Origin of the sequence: Cupriavidus gilardii (assembly GCF_017598945.1) — a bacterium.
GTDB classification, from domain to species: Bacteria; Pseudomonadota; Gammaproteobacteria; order Burkholderiales; family Burkholderiaceae; genus Cupriavidus; species Cupriavidus gilardii_E.
Genome location: NZ_JAGFTW010000046.1, coordinates 187,612 through 203,293, shown reverse-complemented (window position 1 = coordinate 203,293; position 15,682 = coordinate 187,612). Strand labels below are relative to the sequence as shown.

Here is a 15,682-nt window from a genome sequence, read left to right as displayed (position 1 = left end):
GACACCCCTGCGACGATCGGCGGGCGACGGCGCTGCGCTATTCGCGGGGCTCTCCGATCGGCGCGCCGCGTTTCGGCACGACCTTCGCCTTGACTACCGAGGTATTGGTCTCCGCCAATTGCGCGACGCGGTCCAGCAACCCATCAAGTTCCTCGATCGAACGCACATACAGCCGCGCGACAAAGCAATCCTCGCCGGTCACCTTGTCGCATTCGCCGATCTCCGGGATTTCGGCAATCAGCTTCTGCACGATATGCAGCTTGCCGGGCATCGGCCGTATGCGAACGATGGCCTGCAGCGGATAACCCAGCGCGGCCGGATCGATATCGATGGTGAAGGCGCGGATGACCTTCCGTTCTTCGAGACGTTTGAGCCGTTCCGACGTGCTCGGCGACGACAGCCCGACGCGAGCGGCCAACTCTTTCAGTGAAATTCGGGCGTCCTCGGCGAGCGCGGCCAGGATGCGTCGATCGACATCGTCCAGCATTTTTTCGATTCCTCGGCAAAGAAGGCGATATGCCTTCCAAATACAGGTAGAGCCGCGATCCTCCCTAACAAAGCCTATAGAATCCGCCCCTACATCGTGCGATTCTAAACACCATTCAGCCTTCAGGAGAAAGACGGTGAATTCCCTACGCGGCACTGCCGAAATGACGGCCTCGATGGTGTTGTCCGGCACCATCGGCTGGTTCGTGGTCAAGTCCGGACAGCCAATCCACGACGTGGTGTTCTGGCGCTGCCTGTTCGGCGCCTTGACGTTGCTCGCGGTCTGCGCGGCCCTGGGCATGCTGCGGCAGCTGACCTGGCGCACGCTGGGCCTGGCGGCGCTGGGCGGCGTCGCCATCGTGATGAACTGGCTGTTGCTGTTTGCCGCCTACCCGCGCGCGTCGATTTCGATCGCGACGGCGGTCTACAACACGCAGCCTTTCATGCTCGTTGCATTGGGCGCGCTGCTGTTCTCCGAGCGGATCACGCTGACCAAGCTGACCTGGCTGCTGATCGCGTTCGCGGGCGTGCTGATGATCGTGCAGGCCAAGCCGGATCACGGGCATGGCGCGACCGACTATCTCGGCGGCATCGCCCTCGCTCTCGGTGCGGCATTCTTCTATGCGGTCGCGGCGATCATCACCAAGCGGCTGTCGGGCGTGCCCCCGCATTTGATCGCACTGATCCAGGCCTGCGTCGGCATGGCGATGCTGGCGCCCTTTGCCAATCTGTCGGACTTCGCGGCCTATGACGGCTCATGGACGATGCTGGTGACGATCGGCGTGGTCCATACCGGGCTGGTCTATATCCTGCTGTACGGCGCGATCCAGAAGCTGTCGACGGCGATGACCGCGGCGCTGTCGTTCATCTATCCGGTCGTGGCGATCGTCGTCGATATGGTGGCCTTCGGGCTGCGGCTCGATTGGGCGCAGTGGGCCGGCGCCGCGGCGATCCTGATTGCGGCGGCGGGCATGACGCTGGGATGGCGGCTGCCGTTCGGGCGCCGGCACGGCGCTGCGACGGCCAAGAGCTGACCCACCCAGCGACATCCAGCCCTCCTGCCATCCCGTTCCGGTATACTTCCGCGCGGGTGCTCACCCTCACGGGGTGGCAGGATTTGCGTCGGTCGGGCCGCCACGCGGCTTTTCCGCGACCGATGCATGCACCACCCTTCTCCAGACCATTCCCCTGGTCGATTCCCCCGTTTCACCGCGCTGTCACGCGGGCTGCCGTTCGCGCCTACCGGTCCTGCGAACCGCCAGCACGCCCGCGTGCGGGGAATTCCATCCGCTTCCATCCCGGTATATCTCCCGCAAGAGGGGCCTCATGGCAATCGTACAAAGAAGACTCTCCAATACGTTCAAGCGCTTTTTCGAGTCGGAAAAGGCTGGCGGCATCCTGCTGATCGTCTGCACCGTCATCTCGCTGATATTGGCCAATTCGGCGCTCGGCGATCCGTACCTCCATATCTGGCATGTGAAAGTCGCGGGTCTCAGCGTCGAGCACTGGATCAATGACGCCCTGATGGCGATCTTCTTCCTGCTGATCGGCCTCGAACTCGAACGCGAGCTGTACAACGGCGAACTGTCCAGCTTCAAGAACGCCCTGCTGCCCATCGTTGCGGCGGCCGGCGGCATTGCCGTTCCCGCACTGATTCACTTCGGATTCAATGGCGGCACGCCGACGCAGGCCGGCATCGGCATCCCGATGGCGACGGACATCGCGTTTGCGCTCGGCGTGCTGGCGCTGCTCGGCAGCCGCGTGCCCGCCTCGCTGAAGATCTTCCTGACCGCGCTTGCCGTGATGGACGACCTTGGCGCCATCATCGTGATCGCGTTGTTCTACACGGCCGAACTGTCGGTCGTTTATCTGGCCGGCGCGCTGGCGGTATTCGGCGTGCTGCTCGTCATGAACCGCGTGCTGCGCGTGATGTCGCTGATCCCGTATCTGCTGGGCGGCGTACTGATGTGGTTCCTGATGCTGAAGTCCGGCGTCCATGCGACCATCGCCGGCGTGCTGCTGGCGTTCGCCATTCCGTTCTCCGCCAGACAGGACGACGAGGCATCGCCGTCGCACCGCCTGGAACATGTTCTGCACCGGCCGGTGGCGTTCGTGATCCTGCCGATCTTTGCGCTGGCCAATACCGGCATCGTCGTCGGCAGCGATTGGGCGCAGGAGCTGGGCTCGTCGAACAGCCTCGGTATCCTGGCCGGTCTGGTGGTCGGCAAACCGCTGGGCATCACGATCCTGAGCTTCCTTGCGGTCGCCATCGGCCTGTGCAAGCTGCCTTTGGATTTGCGCTGGCGCCATGTATTCGGCGCGGGCCTGCTGGGCGGTATCGGCTTCACCATGTCGATCTTCATCACCAACCTCGCCTTTACCGGCGAGCCGGGCGTCATCAACGCGTCGAAGATGGCGATCCTGCTGGCGTCCCTGACCGCGGGCGTGCTCGGCTTCGTCTGGCTGAAGCTGTTCGGCAAGCCGGTGGCGACCGATGTCGATATGGATACGATGGACTTCGAGGCCGATCGCTGAGGGCCCAGAGGGGATGATGCGTCCTGCCCTCTCCCCAACCCTCTCCCGCAAGCGGGAGAGGGAGCCGCGCAGCGGGACACGCGGTTCAGCGATTTGCTCCCCTCTCCCGCATGCGGGAGAGGGGCCGGGGGAGAGGGCAACCCCCACCACAACGCTATCTCGCGTCGTGCGAATGCACCTGCAGCGCCTCCAGAAAGCGCGACACCATGTTGTAAGCCGCGATCGTCGCGGTCAGCTCGACCAGGTGCCGATGCGAGAAGTGCCGCGCGACCTCGGCAAACACCGCCGGTTCGACACGGATATCGCGGGTCATCGCATCGGTGTAGGCGAGTACCGCGCGTTCGACGTCAGTGAAAAGCGCGTGGCGCTGCCACTCCGGCAGCGCATCCAGCTGGGCCTGCGTCATGCCTTCTTTCAGCGCGATCGGCGCATGCTGGTCGGCCTCGTAGGACGCTCCGTTAATGATCGCCACGCGCATGATCACCATTTCGCGCAAGGCCCCGGGCAGGCTCGACTTCTGACGGATGGCGGTCAGATAGGTCAGCCAGCCTTCGGCAACGGGCGGCGAATGCAGCAGCATCTGGTAGAGATGCAGCACGCTGCCGCGCTCGGCGGCAATCCGCTCGGCCAGCGGCTGGATGTCGGGTGCCGACAGATCGGCGTAAGGAATGGCGGCCATATCGAGGTCCTGTCGTGAAGGGATATTCGGGTCTTACTCGGCGACGATCACCTTGCGGCGCACGAGTTCGCCCATCGCCTGCGCGTCCTTGCTGACGCGCGCCGCGAAGGCATCGGGGCTGCTGTTGACGATATCGAACGCATTCTCCGCGAATCGCTTCGCGACCTCCGGATCGTGCATGACCTTCTGCGTCGCGGCCAGCAGCTTGTTGCGGACTTCGGCCGGCAGCCCGTGAGGGGCGACCAGCCCGATCCAGGTCGGATATTCGAAGCCGGGAATCGCTTCGCTCATGGTCGGCACATCGGGCAGCATGGCCGAGCGCTTCGGCGAGCTGACGGCCAGCGCCCGCACCTTGCCCGCCTTGATATGCGGCAGCATCACCGACAAACCCGCAAACGCGTACTGGACATGGCCGCCCAGCAGGTCGGTCAGCAACGGCGCCGCCCCCTTGTACGGGATATGGGTGGTGGCAAGCTGCCTGGCGATCGACAGCTGCGCGCTGTTGACGTGCCCGGCCGACGCCGTCCCGGCCGATCCATAGGACGTGTTCGGATTCGCCTTCAGGTAGGCCACCAGCTGGTCCAGATTATTGGCGGGCAGCCCGTTGTTGACCACCAGCACCTGCGGCGTGGTGACCAGCAGACTGAGGTAATCGAAGGACTTGAAGGTATCGAAACGCAGGTTCTTGACCGTGTAATGGTTCACGGCATGCGAATCCAGCGCCAGCATCAGCGTATAGCCATCGGGCCTCGCGCGCGCCAGATCGGCGGCACCCAGTGATCCGCTGGCGCCCGGCTTGTTCTCGATGACGATGGGCTGTCCGAGTTCACGGCCCAGTGCGCCCGAGATCGTGCGGGCGGTTTGATCGACGGCGCCCCCGGGTGCGAACGGTACGATCAGCCGGATTGGCTGGCTCGGATAGGTCTGGCTCCACGCCGGAACGGCATGCGAGATGGCAGCGGCGGCCAGCGCCGCGGCGCCGAGCAGGCGCCGGGATAGGCGTGTCATCGTTGTCTCCTGTCGTTATCCATGCAAGGCCATCGAGGGCCCTGCGCAATGTCAAAACGCAATGCACACGGCAATGCCATGCCGTCATGCCGCCGCTAGCGGGTGGCGGCAACCAGCCCACCGTCGACGACGATCTCGGTGCCGGTGATATAGCGGCTTTCATCGGCAGCCAGGAACAGCACGGCATGCGCGGTGTCCCAGCCATCGCCCATCCGTTTCATCGGCACCTGCGCATGCCGATGCGCGATGAACGCCTCGGTATCGCCGCCGGCGTACTTGGCCGCCAATCCTTCGATCAGCGGGGTATGCATCAGGCCGGGTACCACGCAGTTCAGGCGGATGTTGTCCGGCGCGTGGATCACCGCCGTGGTGCGCGTGAAATGCATCAGCCCGGCCTTGGCCGCGGCATAGGCGACCTGCGGTTTGCCGACATAACGCAGGCCGGCGACCGACGCAATGTTCACGATGGCGCCTCCGCCCTGCCGCTTCATGATCGGCAGCACGTGCTTGCAGCCAAGAAACGCGCCTTTCAGATTCACCTGCATCTGCGCGTCCCATACCGCTTCGTCCATCTCGATCGGGCCGCCCGGTTGCGACAGGCCGACGTTATTGACCAGGATATCGATCCGGCCATGGCGCGCCATGCATGCCTGCACCGCCCGTTCGACCTGTTCGGCGCGGGTGCTGTCGCAGGCGACGACATCCGCGTCGAAGCCTTCGCCCACAATCAGGTCGCGCGTGCGGATCGCGTGCTCGAGTCGCAGGTCGGTGCCGAACACGCGCGCTCCCTGCCGGGCCATCAGCACCGCCGTGGCGCGGCCGTTGCCCCAGCCTTCGGCGACGGCGCCGCAACCCAGGATCAGCGCCACCTTGCCGTTCAGATCGAGCATCTTGTCTCCATGTGATAGGTCCGCAAAAGCTTGCGCGGCCCATTCTAGGGAGGCTACATTTATTTCGGAAATTCCCTTTGTCTATAGTTTGATAGACCGAAAGAATGAATATCACGCCCCGTCAGCTGCGGATCTTTCTGGCGCTCGCGCAATCGCTGAATTTCAGCCGCACTGCCGAGCAGTTCTTCGTCACGCAACCGTCGCTGAGCAAGACGGTCAAGGAAATGGAGGCGGAGCTCGGCATCGCACTGTTCGAACGCTCGACGCGCAGCGTGCGGCTGACGCCGGCGGGCGAGCAATTGGTGCCGGTGGCGCGGCGCATCGTCGGGGAATTCGATACCGGCCTGCGTCATATGCAGAGCCGCGCGGAACAGGAGGCCCAGCGCTTGTCGATCGCCGCGCTGCCCTCGCTGGCCAACGTGCTGTTGCCTGGTGTCTGCGCAGCGCTCGAACGGCGCTATCCGCATGCGCAGATCGCGGTGCACGACTGCGCCGACCAGGCGGCGGTACAGCGGGTGATCGACTACCAGGTTGACTTCGCGCTCGCCTCGGCCTCGCCGTCGAAGCCCGAACTGGAATTCCGGGAGATCCTGCGTGATCGCTTCGTGTTGCTGGCCGCCGCGGATTGGCCCAGATCGTTGCGCAAGCGGATGCATATGGACGAGCTCGCGGGCCTGCCGCTGATCAGCATGACGGACCGCAGCACGGCGATGAAATACATGAGCGCGGCCTTCCTGCAGCGCGGCGTCCAGTTCCGGCCGAAGCTGCAGCTGGACCAGATCGGCACCATCGCGGGCTTCGTCAAGGAGGGGCTGGGCATCGCCGTCCTGCCCTACCTGGGCATCATGCCGCTGCTGTCGCTCAAGGGGATGCGCGTGGCCGAGATTGTCGACGGACCGGTGCGCTCAGTCGGGTTGGTCAGCCGCAAGACATCGTCGCTGTCCGACATCGCGGCGCAGGCGATGACGGAGGTCGGCATCGTCGCCGACCGGCTGAAGCGGCGGTGGCCGGGCTGGATCTGGCCGCCCGCCGCGTAAGGTGCCCTTGCATCAGCCGCCCTTGCACCAGGGCGGCGACGTGGCCGGCGTCAGCGGTTGAACGCGGCCTGCAGGTCGGCCTGGCTGCTTAGCCCGCTTTGCAGCAGCAGCATCAGCAGAATGCGCGCCTTCGCCGGCTTCAGATCGTCGGCCATGACGGCGCCGGCGTCGAACGTGGTCTTGCCGCCGCCGACGAAGCCGTAGTTCGGCAGCACGCGTCCGTTGTGCACGCGCGTCGAGATCACGACCGGTACGTTCTTCGACAGCGCATATTTGACCGCCTCGAACATCGGCTGATTCATGTTGCCCATGCCCAGCGCCTGCACCACGATGCCCTTGACGCCGCGGTCGACGGCACTGCGCAGGGCCGCCCCATCCGCGCCGCCGTACATCGCCACGATTTCCACTTCGGGCATCTTGTCCGTCCGGATCGGCACGTGCTGGCGGCGCGACGGCGTGCTGACGTAGATCACCCGGTCCGGATACACCTCGCCGATAAAGCCGAAGTCGCCCGAATTGAACGTTTCGACGTTCGCGGTGTGGGTCTTGGTGACATAGCGGGCGGCATTGATCTGGTTGTTCATCGCCAGCATCACGCCCTTGCCTTTCGACTGTTCGTCGACGGCGATGCGCGCGGCATTGAGCAGGTTCCGCGGGCCATCGAAGTCCGGCGACGACGCGTTGCGCTGCGCGCCGATCAGCACCACCGGCTTGTCCGAGCGGACCGTCAGATCCAGCCAGTACGCGGTTTCCTCCAGCGTATCGGTGCCATGCGACACGATGACCCCTGCCACGTCCGGGCGATCCAGCGACGCCTGCACCGCCCTGGTCAGCTGGATCCAGCGCGGCGGATCCATGTAGTCCGACGGCACGTTGGACAGATTGTTGACCTGGATGGTCGCGTACTTGCCGATATCGGGCACCGTGGCAAGCAGGTCGTCGCCCGATATTGCCGGCACCGGCGCTTTCTTGACCGGGTCGATCTTCATGGCGATGGTGCCGCCCGTGGCGATGAACTGCACCACCGGCTTGTCCTGCGCGATGGCGGTGGTGGCCGATGCGAACATCAGCATGCTGAGCAGGGCGCGGCTTGGCTTCATGCGAAGTCTCCTGGGATGTGGTTATCGGAACCGAAGGGTTCGTTGCGCATTGGGCCACATCTTGCCGCCCCACGCCATCCGGTGTTTCCGGAGCGCCGTGCAACACGTCGGCGCCACTGCGCGCGCCGCACGCCGTTCAATGCCAGCGGCTCAGCGCCGTTCGCGTTTCGGTTCCAGATACGGTTCGACCCGCGCCTCCCGCATCGCGTAACCGCTGTCGCCCATCGCCGTTTCGGCGCGCTCGACGCGCAGCACGCCCTCGATCCATACGGTGTCCATCGTGCGGATGCCCTGCAATGGCGCCCTGGCCTGGACGTGAACAACCTGATTGGCCGGGGGCGGCGGCACGTGGATGCACGCGCCGAAGTACGGCACCAGCAGGAACTCCCGGATCGCCTCGCCTTCGCCGCCGAGCGACACCACGAAGCCCGGCAGGCGCACCGGCGAGCCGTCGAGCGACGGTTCGACGGGCGCTTCCTGCCAGTATTGTTTTGCCTTCTCCAGCGCCGCCTTAGCCCGTGGATCGCCATCTTCCATCTGCGCCAGATCGAGACCCTTCAGCGGCGCCAGCGGATCCCATCCTTTGGGCAGCAAGGCGTCCCATTCGATCTCGCGATAGACGGCTGGGGCGGCGGTTGTCGGGGATGTCTTGTGCTCCAGCGATTCGCCGATCGCGTACTTGCGCGGCGCCGCCGATGACGGATGGGCCGATCCGCCATCGCGTCGTATCCACCAGAGGCCCGCAGCGCTCAGCGCGGCCACGCCGCCAGCGCCGAGCAGCCATTTGCGGCGCTGCAAGCTGGTTCGCGTTTCGGTTCCCGTTTGCCTTGTCATGCCTTATGTCCTTGGATTGAGCCCGTCTGCCAGGCTCAGGCGGTAGGCGCGCCATGCGGGCAGCAGGCTCGCTGCAAACCCGGCCAGCACCAGGGCCGCCAGCATCGGCAGTTCCGCCACGCTCGGCCAGGATACCGGCAGCGCCACGCCCAGACGCGCCTCCAGCCAGCCCGCCAGCAGCGCCGAGGTCAGCGAAAGCAGCACCACGCCGGCGACGACGCCCGTCAGCATCAGCATCATGCCTTCGATGGCCAGCAATGCCAGGATGTCGCGCGGCCGCGCCCCGGCCGCTCTGAGGATGGCCAGTTCGCGGCGCCGCTCGCCGAGCGCGGCCAGGATCGACGATGCCAGACCCGCCAGCCCGATCACCGCGACCATCGCCGACACGGCACGCAGTGCGTTCTCGGCGATATCGACCACATCCCACAGCGCGTCGAGCGCCACGCCCGGCAACACCGCCATCAACGGCTCACGCTTGTCCTGGGCGATCTCGCGCTGCAGGGCAAAGACGCGCGAGCGCAGTTTGAGGCCGACCAGCACGGCGGTAACGCTGTCGGGCGTCAGATCGAATCGGCGCAGATGCTCGGGGGCAATCGTGGCGCCGGGCACCCGTGTGCCGCCCTGGAAATCGAGATGAATCGCCTGCATCGCCGCCAGGCCGATATGGATCGTCCGATCGACCGGCGTACCGGTCGGCGCGAGGATGCCGACCACGGTAAAGGGCTTGTCGTCGTGCTCCAGGCGCAGCGCGCCCGGTGCCGCGCCATCGCCGTGCGTCAGCACGATCTGCTGCCCGACGCGATAGCCGAGGCGGCGCGCGACTTCGGCGCCCAGCACTGCATCGAACATGCGGTCGTCCATGCCGTCATGCATCACGCCGAAGGGCCGGCCCTGCGCGAGCCGCAACGCACGGCCGTCGCCATGCCGGAAATGCTCGAAATAGGCGGCCGTGGTGGCCAGCACCGGAAAGCCCCGATGCGAATCGCCGAGCGAAAGCGGGATCGTCCATGCGACCTGCGGATGGGCGGCGAGGCGTTGCACGCTGTCCCAGCTGATGTTGTTGGTCGCGCCGCCGAGCCGGAACACTGCATACAGCACCAGCTGGATCGGGCTGGTGCGGGCGCCGACGATCAGGTCCGTGCCCGACACCGACTGCGCGAAGCTGGCGCGCACCTGATGCCGGACCCGCTCGATGCCCAGCAGCAACGCCGTCGACAACGCGATGGCCAGCACCATCCACACCAGATTGGCCCGGCGGTTCCAGGCGCTGCGCGCGGCGATCGCCATCAGCGCCGTCATGCCGACTCCCCTTCGTCGGCGCCGGGCATCGTAAAGCGCCGGTCGAAGCCCGAGGCCAGGCGTTCGTCGTGGCTGACCATCACCAACCCGGCGCCCGATGCTCGGCACTCCCGCTGCAGCAGCGCCATGAAGGCGGCTTGCCGGGCGGCATCGAGCGCGGACGTGGGCTCGTCTGCGAGGATCAGCGCCGGGCGCCCCAATAGCGCACGTGCTGCCGCCACGCGCTGCTGCTGCCCGACCGACAGCTGCGCTGCAGGCCGCCGCCACAGGCTGGCCGGCATGTCGAGCCGCTCGAGCAGCATGCCGGCAGACTCTTCGGTTCCGCCGGCCTGCTCGCATGCGCGGGCCTTGCGGCTCGCCGAAAAGCGGCACGGCAGCAGCACGTTATCGAGCACGGACAGATAAGGCAGCAGATTCAGCTGCTGAAAGATGATGCCGATATGGTCGGCGCGAAAGCGGTCGCGGCGCGCGGCCGGCAGCGTTGTCAGGTCGGTACCGGCGACCCGGATGGTGCCTTGCCGAGGCGCCACCACGCCGGCCAGCAGCGACAGCAGCGTGGTCTTGCCGCTGCCGCTTGGGCCGGACACGAACAGATGCTCGCCGCGCGCCAGTTCGAACGATGGCAGCGACAGCGCACCGCCATCGCGTCCGGGCCAGCGAAAGACGATGTCCTTGGCGGCGACAAGCGGCTCGCCTCGATTCGCTTGTGAAGTTGCACCAGCCATCGGCCTCACCAACGCAGGCGCGACTGTGCCGGCGTCAGCGTCGCGCCCGACTGGCGCTTGTCGGCGGCAAGCTGCGCGGCGATCCGATTCGCGCCGGGGAACAGACGGAACACGCGCACCTCGATGGCACGCAGTGCCTCGGGACGTGCGCAGCGGAAACGGTAGTCGGCATCGAGATCCGCATGCTGGTGCTCGGCCTGCGGCTTGCCCCGCGGGGCGTCGCCCTCGCCGGTCAAGCCGTGGTGCAGCGCGCCGAAATGGACCTGCGCGGCTTCGAAGCGGCAATCCGCCTCGGGAGAAGGAAGGAACAGCGCCGCGCCATCGCGCAGGCCGGCGATCGCCTGGTGGACCTTCTGCCGCTCGGCGTCGGTCCGCGGCAGGCGTTCGAAGCCGAACACATTGTCGAGCGGCGATGCCAGCGCGATCGACAGCACGTGCCCTTCAACCGCGACATCGAGCGTGGCCTGTCCATGAACGTGCGGTTCGGCGGCCTGGGCGGCGGGACCGGCGGCGGACATCGCGGCGAAAGCGATGGCCAACAGCGGGCGCGAGAGTAGCGAATACATGGGTCGATCGTCCTTCTGCGATGCTGCCCGTTCACCGGACAGGGAGGAAAGACAGCACGCCCGGCGGCGCGCATGGATCGGAAAATGATAACTTATTATCAGTAGCGAGCCCGCTCGCGGCGCTCGGCGCCCGCCGACACCGCTATCGGGACGGCGCCAGAACGGACGCATCGATCGCGTCCAACGTGGGGCAGCCCGTCAGTGCCATCGCAATTTCCAGCTCGGTCTGCAGCAGCGTCAGCATATGCGCGACGCCCGGCATGCCGCCCACCGCCAGCGCGTGGAGCACCGGCTGCCCGAGCAGCACCGCCGTCGCGCCCGAAGCGATCGCCTTGACGATATCCGTTCCGCGTCGGATCCCGCCATCCAGCAATACGGGCACCCTGCCGCCGACTTGCGCCGCGATGGCGGGCAGGCAGTCGATGGTCGCCGGTACGGTGTCCAGCGTTCGCCCGCCATGGTTGGATACCACGATGCCGGCGACCCCGGCGCGCAGTGCGGGCTCGACATCCCGCGGGTTGAGCAGCCCCTTGACCAGCACCGGCAGCGACGTCTGCCGACACAGGGCTTCGATATCGCGCCATGTCGGCGCGTTCTTCAGCATGCCGCGAAAGACCGGGCTGCCGTGGCTGGCGCTGACCGGCGCGACCGGCGGATAGCCGGCGAGATTCACGGCGGTGATGTCGTCGGGCAAGCGGAATCCCGCCCGCTGCTCGATATTGCGCACGCCGCTGACCGCCGCGTCGATCGTCACGACGATGGCCTTGTAGCCGGCCTGCTCCGCGCGGCGCACCAGATCGAGCGTGTCCTGCGTTCGCGGCTGAAAATACAGCTGGAACCACAGCGGCACCGTCGACGCCCGCGCAAGGTCCTCGAGCGTGACGCTCGACTGCGTACTGACCGTCATCCACGTGCGCGTCAGCGACGCCGCCTGCACGGTCGCCAGTTCGCCGTCGGGATGCACCAGCCGATGGAAGGCCGTCGGCGCAATCAGGATCGGATGGTCCAGCACCTCGCCGAACAGCGTACGACGTGCCGATGCCTGCGACATGTCGACCAGCGCCCTCGGCAACAGCCGAAGACGCTCGAAGGCCGCGCCGTTCTCGTGCTGGGTGATGCCATCCGCGGCGGCGCCGGCGACATAGGCGCGAACGCCGGGCTCCATCCGTTCGTGGAACCGCCGCTCATAGTCGCGCAGCGAGACGGTATCGGCAGGGATTTGCCAGCGTGTCACAGCTCGGCCCACCGACGCAGCAGGTTGTGATAGTGATTGACCAGGGCCAGCACCGCGTCCTTGTCATCGCCCAGTTGCTTGCGGATCTCGATGATCGCGAGATCGAGTTCGTAGAGCATGCGGCGCTGACCGTCGTCCTTGACCATCGACTGCGCCCAGAAGAACGAGGCCCAGCGCGTGCCCCGCGTGACCGGCGTCACCTTGTGCAGCGACGAGGCGGGATAGAGCACCAGATGTCCGGCGGGCAGCTTGACCGTGTGGGAACCGTAGAGGTCCTCGATCACCAGCTCGCCGCCGTCGTACTCGTCGGGATCGGACAGGAACAGCGTGCTGGACACGTCCGCGCGAATCCGCATGCCGCCTGTCCCCGGCACGGTGCGGATCGCATTGTCGACATGGGTGCCGAAGGTCATCTCGCTGTCGTAGCGATTGAACATCGGCGGCATCACGCGCAAAGGCAGCGCGGCCGAATGATAGGTAGGGTGGCGCCCCAATGCCGTCAGCACGAGCTCGCCAAGCTCGCGCGCCTCGGCGCTGTCGACCGGGATCTGCAGGTTGTGCTTGGACTTCGCGGCCAGATCGCCGGCAGTCACGCGCCCGTCGACCCATTGCGAGCGCTCCAGGCGTTCCCGGCAGTACCGGATTTCTTCGGGGGTGAGCACATCGGGAATCTGGACCAGCATGGCAGCGATAGCGAGAGGACAAGGCAGCGGGCGGCGGAAGTCCCGATTCTAGCGGCTTCCCAAAAAGCCGAAGGGGCCGCAGACTGCCGGCCCCTTCGTTTCCGCTTAGAACGTCATGCCGACGTTCAGCAGGAACGTCCTGCGCGAGGTGGGCACCGCGCGCACGGCGCCGAACGAGGACTGATAGTTCAGATGGTCCGTCAGGTTGTAGCCGTTCAGCGAAATCCGGTACTTGCCCACCTTGTACGCGATCATCGCGTCCAGCGAGAAGTTGTCCGGCATCTTGGCCGTGTTCGCCGAATCGGCCCAGTAGCCGGTGGCGTACTGCAGGCCGCCGCCGATGGTCAGCTTGCCCGGCACCGGCAGCAGCGTATGGGGGATGTCATAGGCGGTCCACAGCGTGACGTTGTGGCGCGACACGCCCGGCGCCGCATTGCCGACGATGGCGCCATTGGTGGCCGAGGTCACCTCGCCGCTCAGGTAGGCATAGGCGACATTGGCGGTCCAGCCGCCGACGATGCGGCCGCTCAGGCCCACTTCCACGCCGCGGATCTTGCGGCCTTCGCCCGAATCGGAGAAGCCGTTGGTGATGTCGCCGGTCACCGGATCGACCGTGTAGGCGTTGGCCTTCTTGGTCTGGAAGATCGCGCCGGTCAGGCCCAGCCGCTTGTCGAGGAAATCGACCTTGGCGCCCACCTCGATGGTGTCCGAACGCTCGGGCTCGTTGCCGACGCCGTTCTGCGGCACTTCCGACGCCACGCCGCCGACCGCCACCGCGATATCGGTGCCCACCGGCCGGTAAGTGCGCGAGAACGAGGTGTAGAACATCGCGTCCTTGGTCGGCTCCCAGATCGCGCTGATGGCCGGGCTCAGCTTTTTCGAATCGGCCTTGCCGCCCAGCGTCGAGGCGCTGGTGGAGAATTCGCTCTGGAAGTAGTCCCAGCGCAGGCTGCCCAGCAGCGAGAACTTGTCGTTCAGCCAGACGCGGTCGTTGATGAACACGCCGACATTGGTCGCATTGGCGTCGCGCGTGTTGGCGTACGCCACCGTCGCGTTCGGGCTGTTGTCGAAAACCGGATTGACGACGGTCTGGTTGTTGTTGCGGCCGGTCCAGGTACCCATGCTGCGATGGTCGCGCTGGTAGATCGTATCGAGGCCGACCATCGCCTTGTGGCGCAGGCTGCCGGTCATGAACTCGCCCCTGGCGCTCAGCACGTTCTGCACACCCCAGCCATGCTGCAGGTACGTCATGCCGCCGCCGGCGCCGTACGACAGGGCGACGTTGCCCCCAGCCAGCAGCCTCTGGAGATTGGCGTAGCTGACTGCGGCGGGATTGGTCGCCGAGAAGTCGCGCTCGTAGTAGCTGAAGCGCGTGTCGTTGCTGATCGTGATGCCGTTGTCGAGCTTCGTCTTGAAGTTCGACGACACCACGTGCGCGTCGGTCCTGTCACGGTCGGTATTGCGCACGTAGGAGGTCGACGACGAGATGCCCGGCACGCCGTACTCGGTCAGCGGACGGTAGATGCCATCGGCGCCCTGCGCGACCGGAACGCCGAAGTCCGGCGCGCCGGTGCGGCGCAGATACGAATAGTTCAGATGCCATTCGGTGCTGGTGCCCAGCCCGGTACCGAAATCGATGGCAAGACCGCGGCGATCGTCGCCGACGTGGGCGCGATCGGCAACTCGGCCATTCTGGAACATGCCGTTGATGCGCAGCGCCGAGGTGTCGTTCAGGCGGAAGTTGCTGTCGACCGTGGTGCGATAGGTGTCTTCCGTGGCGAAACCCTGATCGATGCTGGTGCTGGTATGCAGGTTCGCCTTCTTGGTGGTCTGATTGATCAGGCCGCCGACATTGCCCACGCCGAAGCTTTCGCCCGACGGTCCCTTGATGACCTCGACGCTTTCGGTATTGAACGCATCGCGCTTGTAGGCGCCGAAATCGCGCAGGCCGTCGACGTAGATGTCGCCCTTGGCGGACAGGCCGCGGATGCGGAACTGGTCGCCGCTCTGGCCGCCGTTGCCCTCGCCCGTCGAGATCGTGATGCCGGGCACGTTCTTCAGGATCTGCTCGAGCGAGGTAGCGTGCTGCTGCTCGATGACCTCCTGCGGCACCACGTTGATCGTCTTCGGCGTTTCCCGCACCGTGTCCGGCAGGCGCGAGATGCCGAGCGGCGCGTCATTGGTGTTCTGGATGGCGTCGCCCGAGACCGTGACCTGCGGCAGCACGTTGCCGCCGGTCCTGGCCGTGCCCGCAGCCTTGTCCCCGTCCGCCGTGGCTTGCGCGTGGGCGGCGAGCGGAATCGTCGAGACAGAGATGACCAGACCCGCGGAAGCGCCTGACACCAGCAGGCGGATGGCGTTCGCTATTTTTCTTTGCTGCACGGAGGACTCCAGAGAAGGACAACGGACATGACGTGCTGCCGAGCCTTCGCTGGAAACAAGAAGCACCCTCCCCGTCAAAGAGGTGAACACCGCATTTCGACGCTCGCCAGGGAACGGCAGGCATCGGCACCCGTCAAAATGCGAATGATTACTATTTGATGTTGCCGGCGTTTGTTGATTTGTGGCGGACTATTGCAGCCAGGGATCCGTTGACACAATTCGCC

The 15,682-nt window shown here is 65.9% G+C and carries 15 protein-coding genes; 3 read left to right on the top strand and 12 right to left on the bottom strand.

Annotated features, from left to right (window positions below):
• Window positions 1-37: 37 nt before the first annotated feature.
• A complete protein-coding gene (locus J5T34_RS18000) occupies window positions 38-487 on the bottom strand; it encodes an Lrp/AsnC family transcriptional regulator (protein WP_208581493.1) in 450 nt (149 codons plus the stop codon).
• A gap of 163 nt (window positions 488-650) precedes the next feature.
• Here J5T34_RS18000 and J5T34_RS17995 point away from each other — a divergent pair, with 163 nt between their 5' ends.
• Window positions 651-1,520, top strand: a complete 870-nt coding sequence (locus tag J5T34_RS17995; RefSeq protein ID WP_208581391.1) for a DMT family transporter — start codon at window positions 651-653, stop codon at window positions 1,518-1,520.
• Between the two features lie 292 nt (window positions 1,521-1,812).
• Window positions 1,813-3,021: a Na+/H+ antiporter NhaA gene (nhaA, locus tag J5T34_RS17990; RefSeq protein WP_208581389.1), complete on the top strand. Its 1,209-nt coding sequence runs from the start codon at window positions 1,813-1,815 to the stop codon at window positions 3,019-3,021.
• Between the two features lie 154 nt (window positions 3,022-3,175).
• Here the strand turns inward: nhaA and J5T34_RS17985 are convergent, their stop codons facing one another.
• The 3 genes from J5T34_RS17985 to J5T34_RS17975 form a co-directional block, all read right to left on the bottom strand.
• A complete protein-coding gene (locus tag J5T34_RS17985) occupies window positions 3,176-3,700 on the bottom strand; it encodes a carboxymuconolactone decarboxylase family protein (RefSeq protein WP_208581387.1) in 525 nt (174 codons plus the stop codon).
• Window positions 3,701-3,733: 33 nt separating this feature from the next.
• Window positions 3,734-4,708, bottom strand: coding sequence for a Bug family tripartite tricarboxylate transporter substrate binding protein (locus J5T34_RS17980; protein WP_208581385.1), 975 nt, complete (start codon window positions 4,706-4,708; stop codon window positions 3,734-3,736).
• A 95-nt stretch (window positions 4,709-4,803) separates the two neighbouring features.
• Entirely contained in the window at window positions 4,804-5,598 is a 795-nt protein-coding gene (locus J5T34_RS17975; RefSeq protein ID WP_208581383.1) for an SDR family NAD(P)-dependent oxidoreductase, read from the bottom strand.
• A 104-nt stretch (window positions 5,599-5,702) separates the two neighbouring features.
• On the opposite strand from J5T34_RS17975, the gene J5T34_RS17970 reads away from it, so the two are divergent.
• A complete protein-coding gene (locus tag J5T34_RS17970) occupies window positions 5,703-6,635 on the top strand; it encodes a LysR family transcriptional regulator (protein WP_208581380.1) in 933 nt (310 codons plus the stop codon).
• A gap of 50 nt (window positions 6,636-6,685) precedes the next feature.
• Here the strand turns inward: J5T34_RS17970 and J5T34_RS17965 are convergent, their stop codons facing one another.
• From J5T34_RS17965 to J5T34_RS17930, 8 genes are all read right to left on the bottom strand, one after another.
• Entirely contained in the window at window positions 6,686-7,735 is a 1,050-nt protein-coding gene (locus J5T34_RS17965; protein ID WP_208581378.1) for an asparaginase, read from the bottom strand.
• Between the two features lie 150 nt (window positions 7,736-7,885).
• Window positions 7,886-8,569 (bottom strand): DUF3299 domain-containing protein, encoded by a 684-nt coding sequence (locus J5T34_RS17960; RefSeq protein WP_244259030.1) that lies wholly within the window; start codon window positions 8,567-8,569, stop codon window positions 7,886-7,888.
• A gap of 3 nt (window positions 8,570-8,572) precedes the next feature.
• Entirely contained in the window at window positions 8,573-9,868 is a 1,296-nt protein-coding gene (locus J5T34_RS17955; protein WP_208581376.1) for an ABC transporter permease, read from the bottom strand.
• On the bottom strand, window positions 9,865-10,593 hold the full coding sequence (locus tag J5T34_RS17950) for an ABC transporter ATP-binding protein (RefSeq protein ID WP_208581374.1): 729 nt from the start codon (window positions 10,591-10,593) through the stop codon (window positions 9,865-9,867). The genes J5T34_RS17955 and J5T34_RS17950 overlap by 4 nt, the downstream gene beginning before the upstream one ends.
• Window positions 10,594-10,598: 5 nt before the next feature.
• Window positions 10,599-11,159 carry a DUF2796 domain-containing protein gene (locus tag J5T34_RS17945; RefSeq protein WP_208581372.1) on the bottom strand — a complete coding sequence of 187 codons (561 nt, stop codon included), beginning with the start codon at window positions 11,157-11,159 and terminating at the stop codon, window positions 10,599-10,601.
• 142 nt (window positions 11,160-11,301) lie between these two features.
• Window positions 11,302-12,393 (bottom strand): alpha-hydroxy acid oxidase, encoded by a 1,092-nt coding sequence (locus J5T34_RS17940; protein ID WP_208581370.1) that lies wholly within the window; start codon window positions 12,391-12,393, stop codon window positions 11,302-11,304.
• The gene (locus J5T34_RS17935) at window positions 12,390-13,076 is read right to left on the bottom strand and encodes a Fe2+-dependent dioxygenase (RefSeq protein ID WP_208581368.1); all 687 of its coding nucleotides are present in this window, start codon (window positions 13,074-13,076) and stop codon (window positions 12,390-12,392) included. Before J5T34_RS17935 ends, J5T34_RS17940 begins: the two co-directional genes overlap by 4 nt.
• Before the next feature lie 105 nt (window positions 13,077-13,181).
• Window positions 13,182-15,458 (bottom strand): TonB-dependent receptor, encoded by a 2,277-nt coding sequence (locus J5T34_RS17930; RefSeq protein ID WP_208581366.1) that lies wholly within the window; start codon window positions 15,456-15,458, stop codon window positions 13,182-13,184.
• Between the last annotated feature and the right edge of the window lie 224 nt (window positions 15,459-15,682).

What these genes read in the sequence shown, in the direction of transcription:
- J5T34_RS17985 (WP_208581387.1), bottom strand. Translation starts at nt 3,700, where the DNA reads ATGGCCGCCATTCCTTACGCCGATCTGTCGGCACCCGACATCCAGCCG.
- J5T34_RS17970 (WP_208581380.1), top strand. Translation starts at nt 5,703, where the DNA reads ATGAATATCACGCCCCGTCAGCTGCGGATCTTTCTGGCGCTCGCGCAA.
- J5T34_RS17950 (WP_208581374.1), bottom strand. Translation starts at nt 10,593, where the DNA reads ATGGCTGGTGCAACTTCACAAGCGAATCGAGGCGAGCCGCTTGTCGCC.
- J5T34_RS17975 (WP_208581383.1), bottom strand. Translation starts at nt 5,598, where the DNA reads ATGCTCGATCTGAACGGCAAGGTGGCGCTGATCCTGGGTTGCGGCGCC.
- J5T34_RS17965 (WP_208581378.1), bottom strand. Translation starts at nt 7,735, where the DNA reads ATGAAGCCAAGCCGCGCCCTGCTCAGCATGCTGATGTTCGCATCGGCC.
- J5T34_RS17945 (WP_208581372.1), bottom strand. Translation starts at nt 11,159, where the DNA reads ATGTATTCGCTACTCTCGCGCCCGCTGTTGGCCATCGCTTTCGCCGCG.
- nhaA (WP_208581389.1), top strand. Translation starts at nt 1,813, where the DNA reads ATGGCAATCGTACAAAGAAGACTCTCCAATACGTTCAAGCGCTTTTTC.
- J5T34_RS18000 (WP_208581493.1), bottom strand. Translation starts at nt 487, where the DNA reads ATGCTGGACGATGTCGATCGACGCATCCTGGCCGCGCTCGCCGAGGAC.
- J5T34_RS17980 (WP_208581385.1), bottom strand. Translation starts at nt 4,708, where the DNA reads ATGACACGCCTATCCCGGCGCCTGCTCGGCGCCGCGGCGCTGGCCGCC.
- J5T34_RS17955 (WP_208581376.1), bottom strand. Translation starts at nt 9,868, where the DNA reads ATGACGGCGCTGATGGCGATCGCCGCGCGCAGCGCCTGGAACCGCCGG.
- J5T34_RS17995 (WP_208581391.1), top strand. Translation starts at nt 651, where the DNA reads ATGACGGCCTCGATGGTGTTGTCCGGCACCATCGGCTGGTTCGTGGTC.
- J5T34_RS17935 (WP_208581368.1), bottom strand. Translation starts at nt 13,076, where the DNA reads ATGCTGGTCCAGATTCCCGATGTGCTCACCCCCGAAGAAATCCGGTAC.
- J5T34_RS17960 (WP_244259030.1), bottom strand. Translation starts at nt 8,569, where the DNA reads ATGACAAGGCAAACGGGAACCGAAACGCGAACCAGCTTGCAGCGCCGC.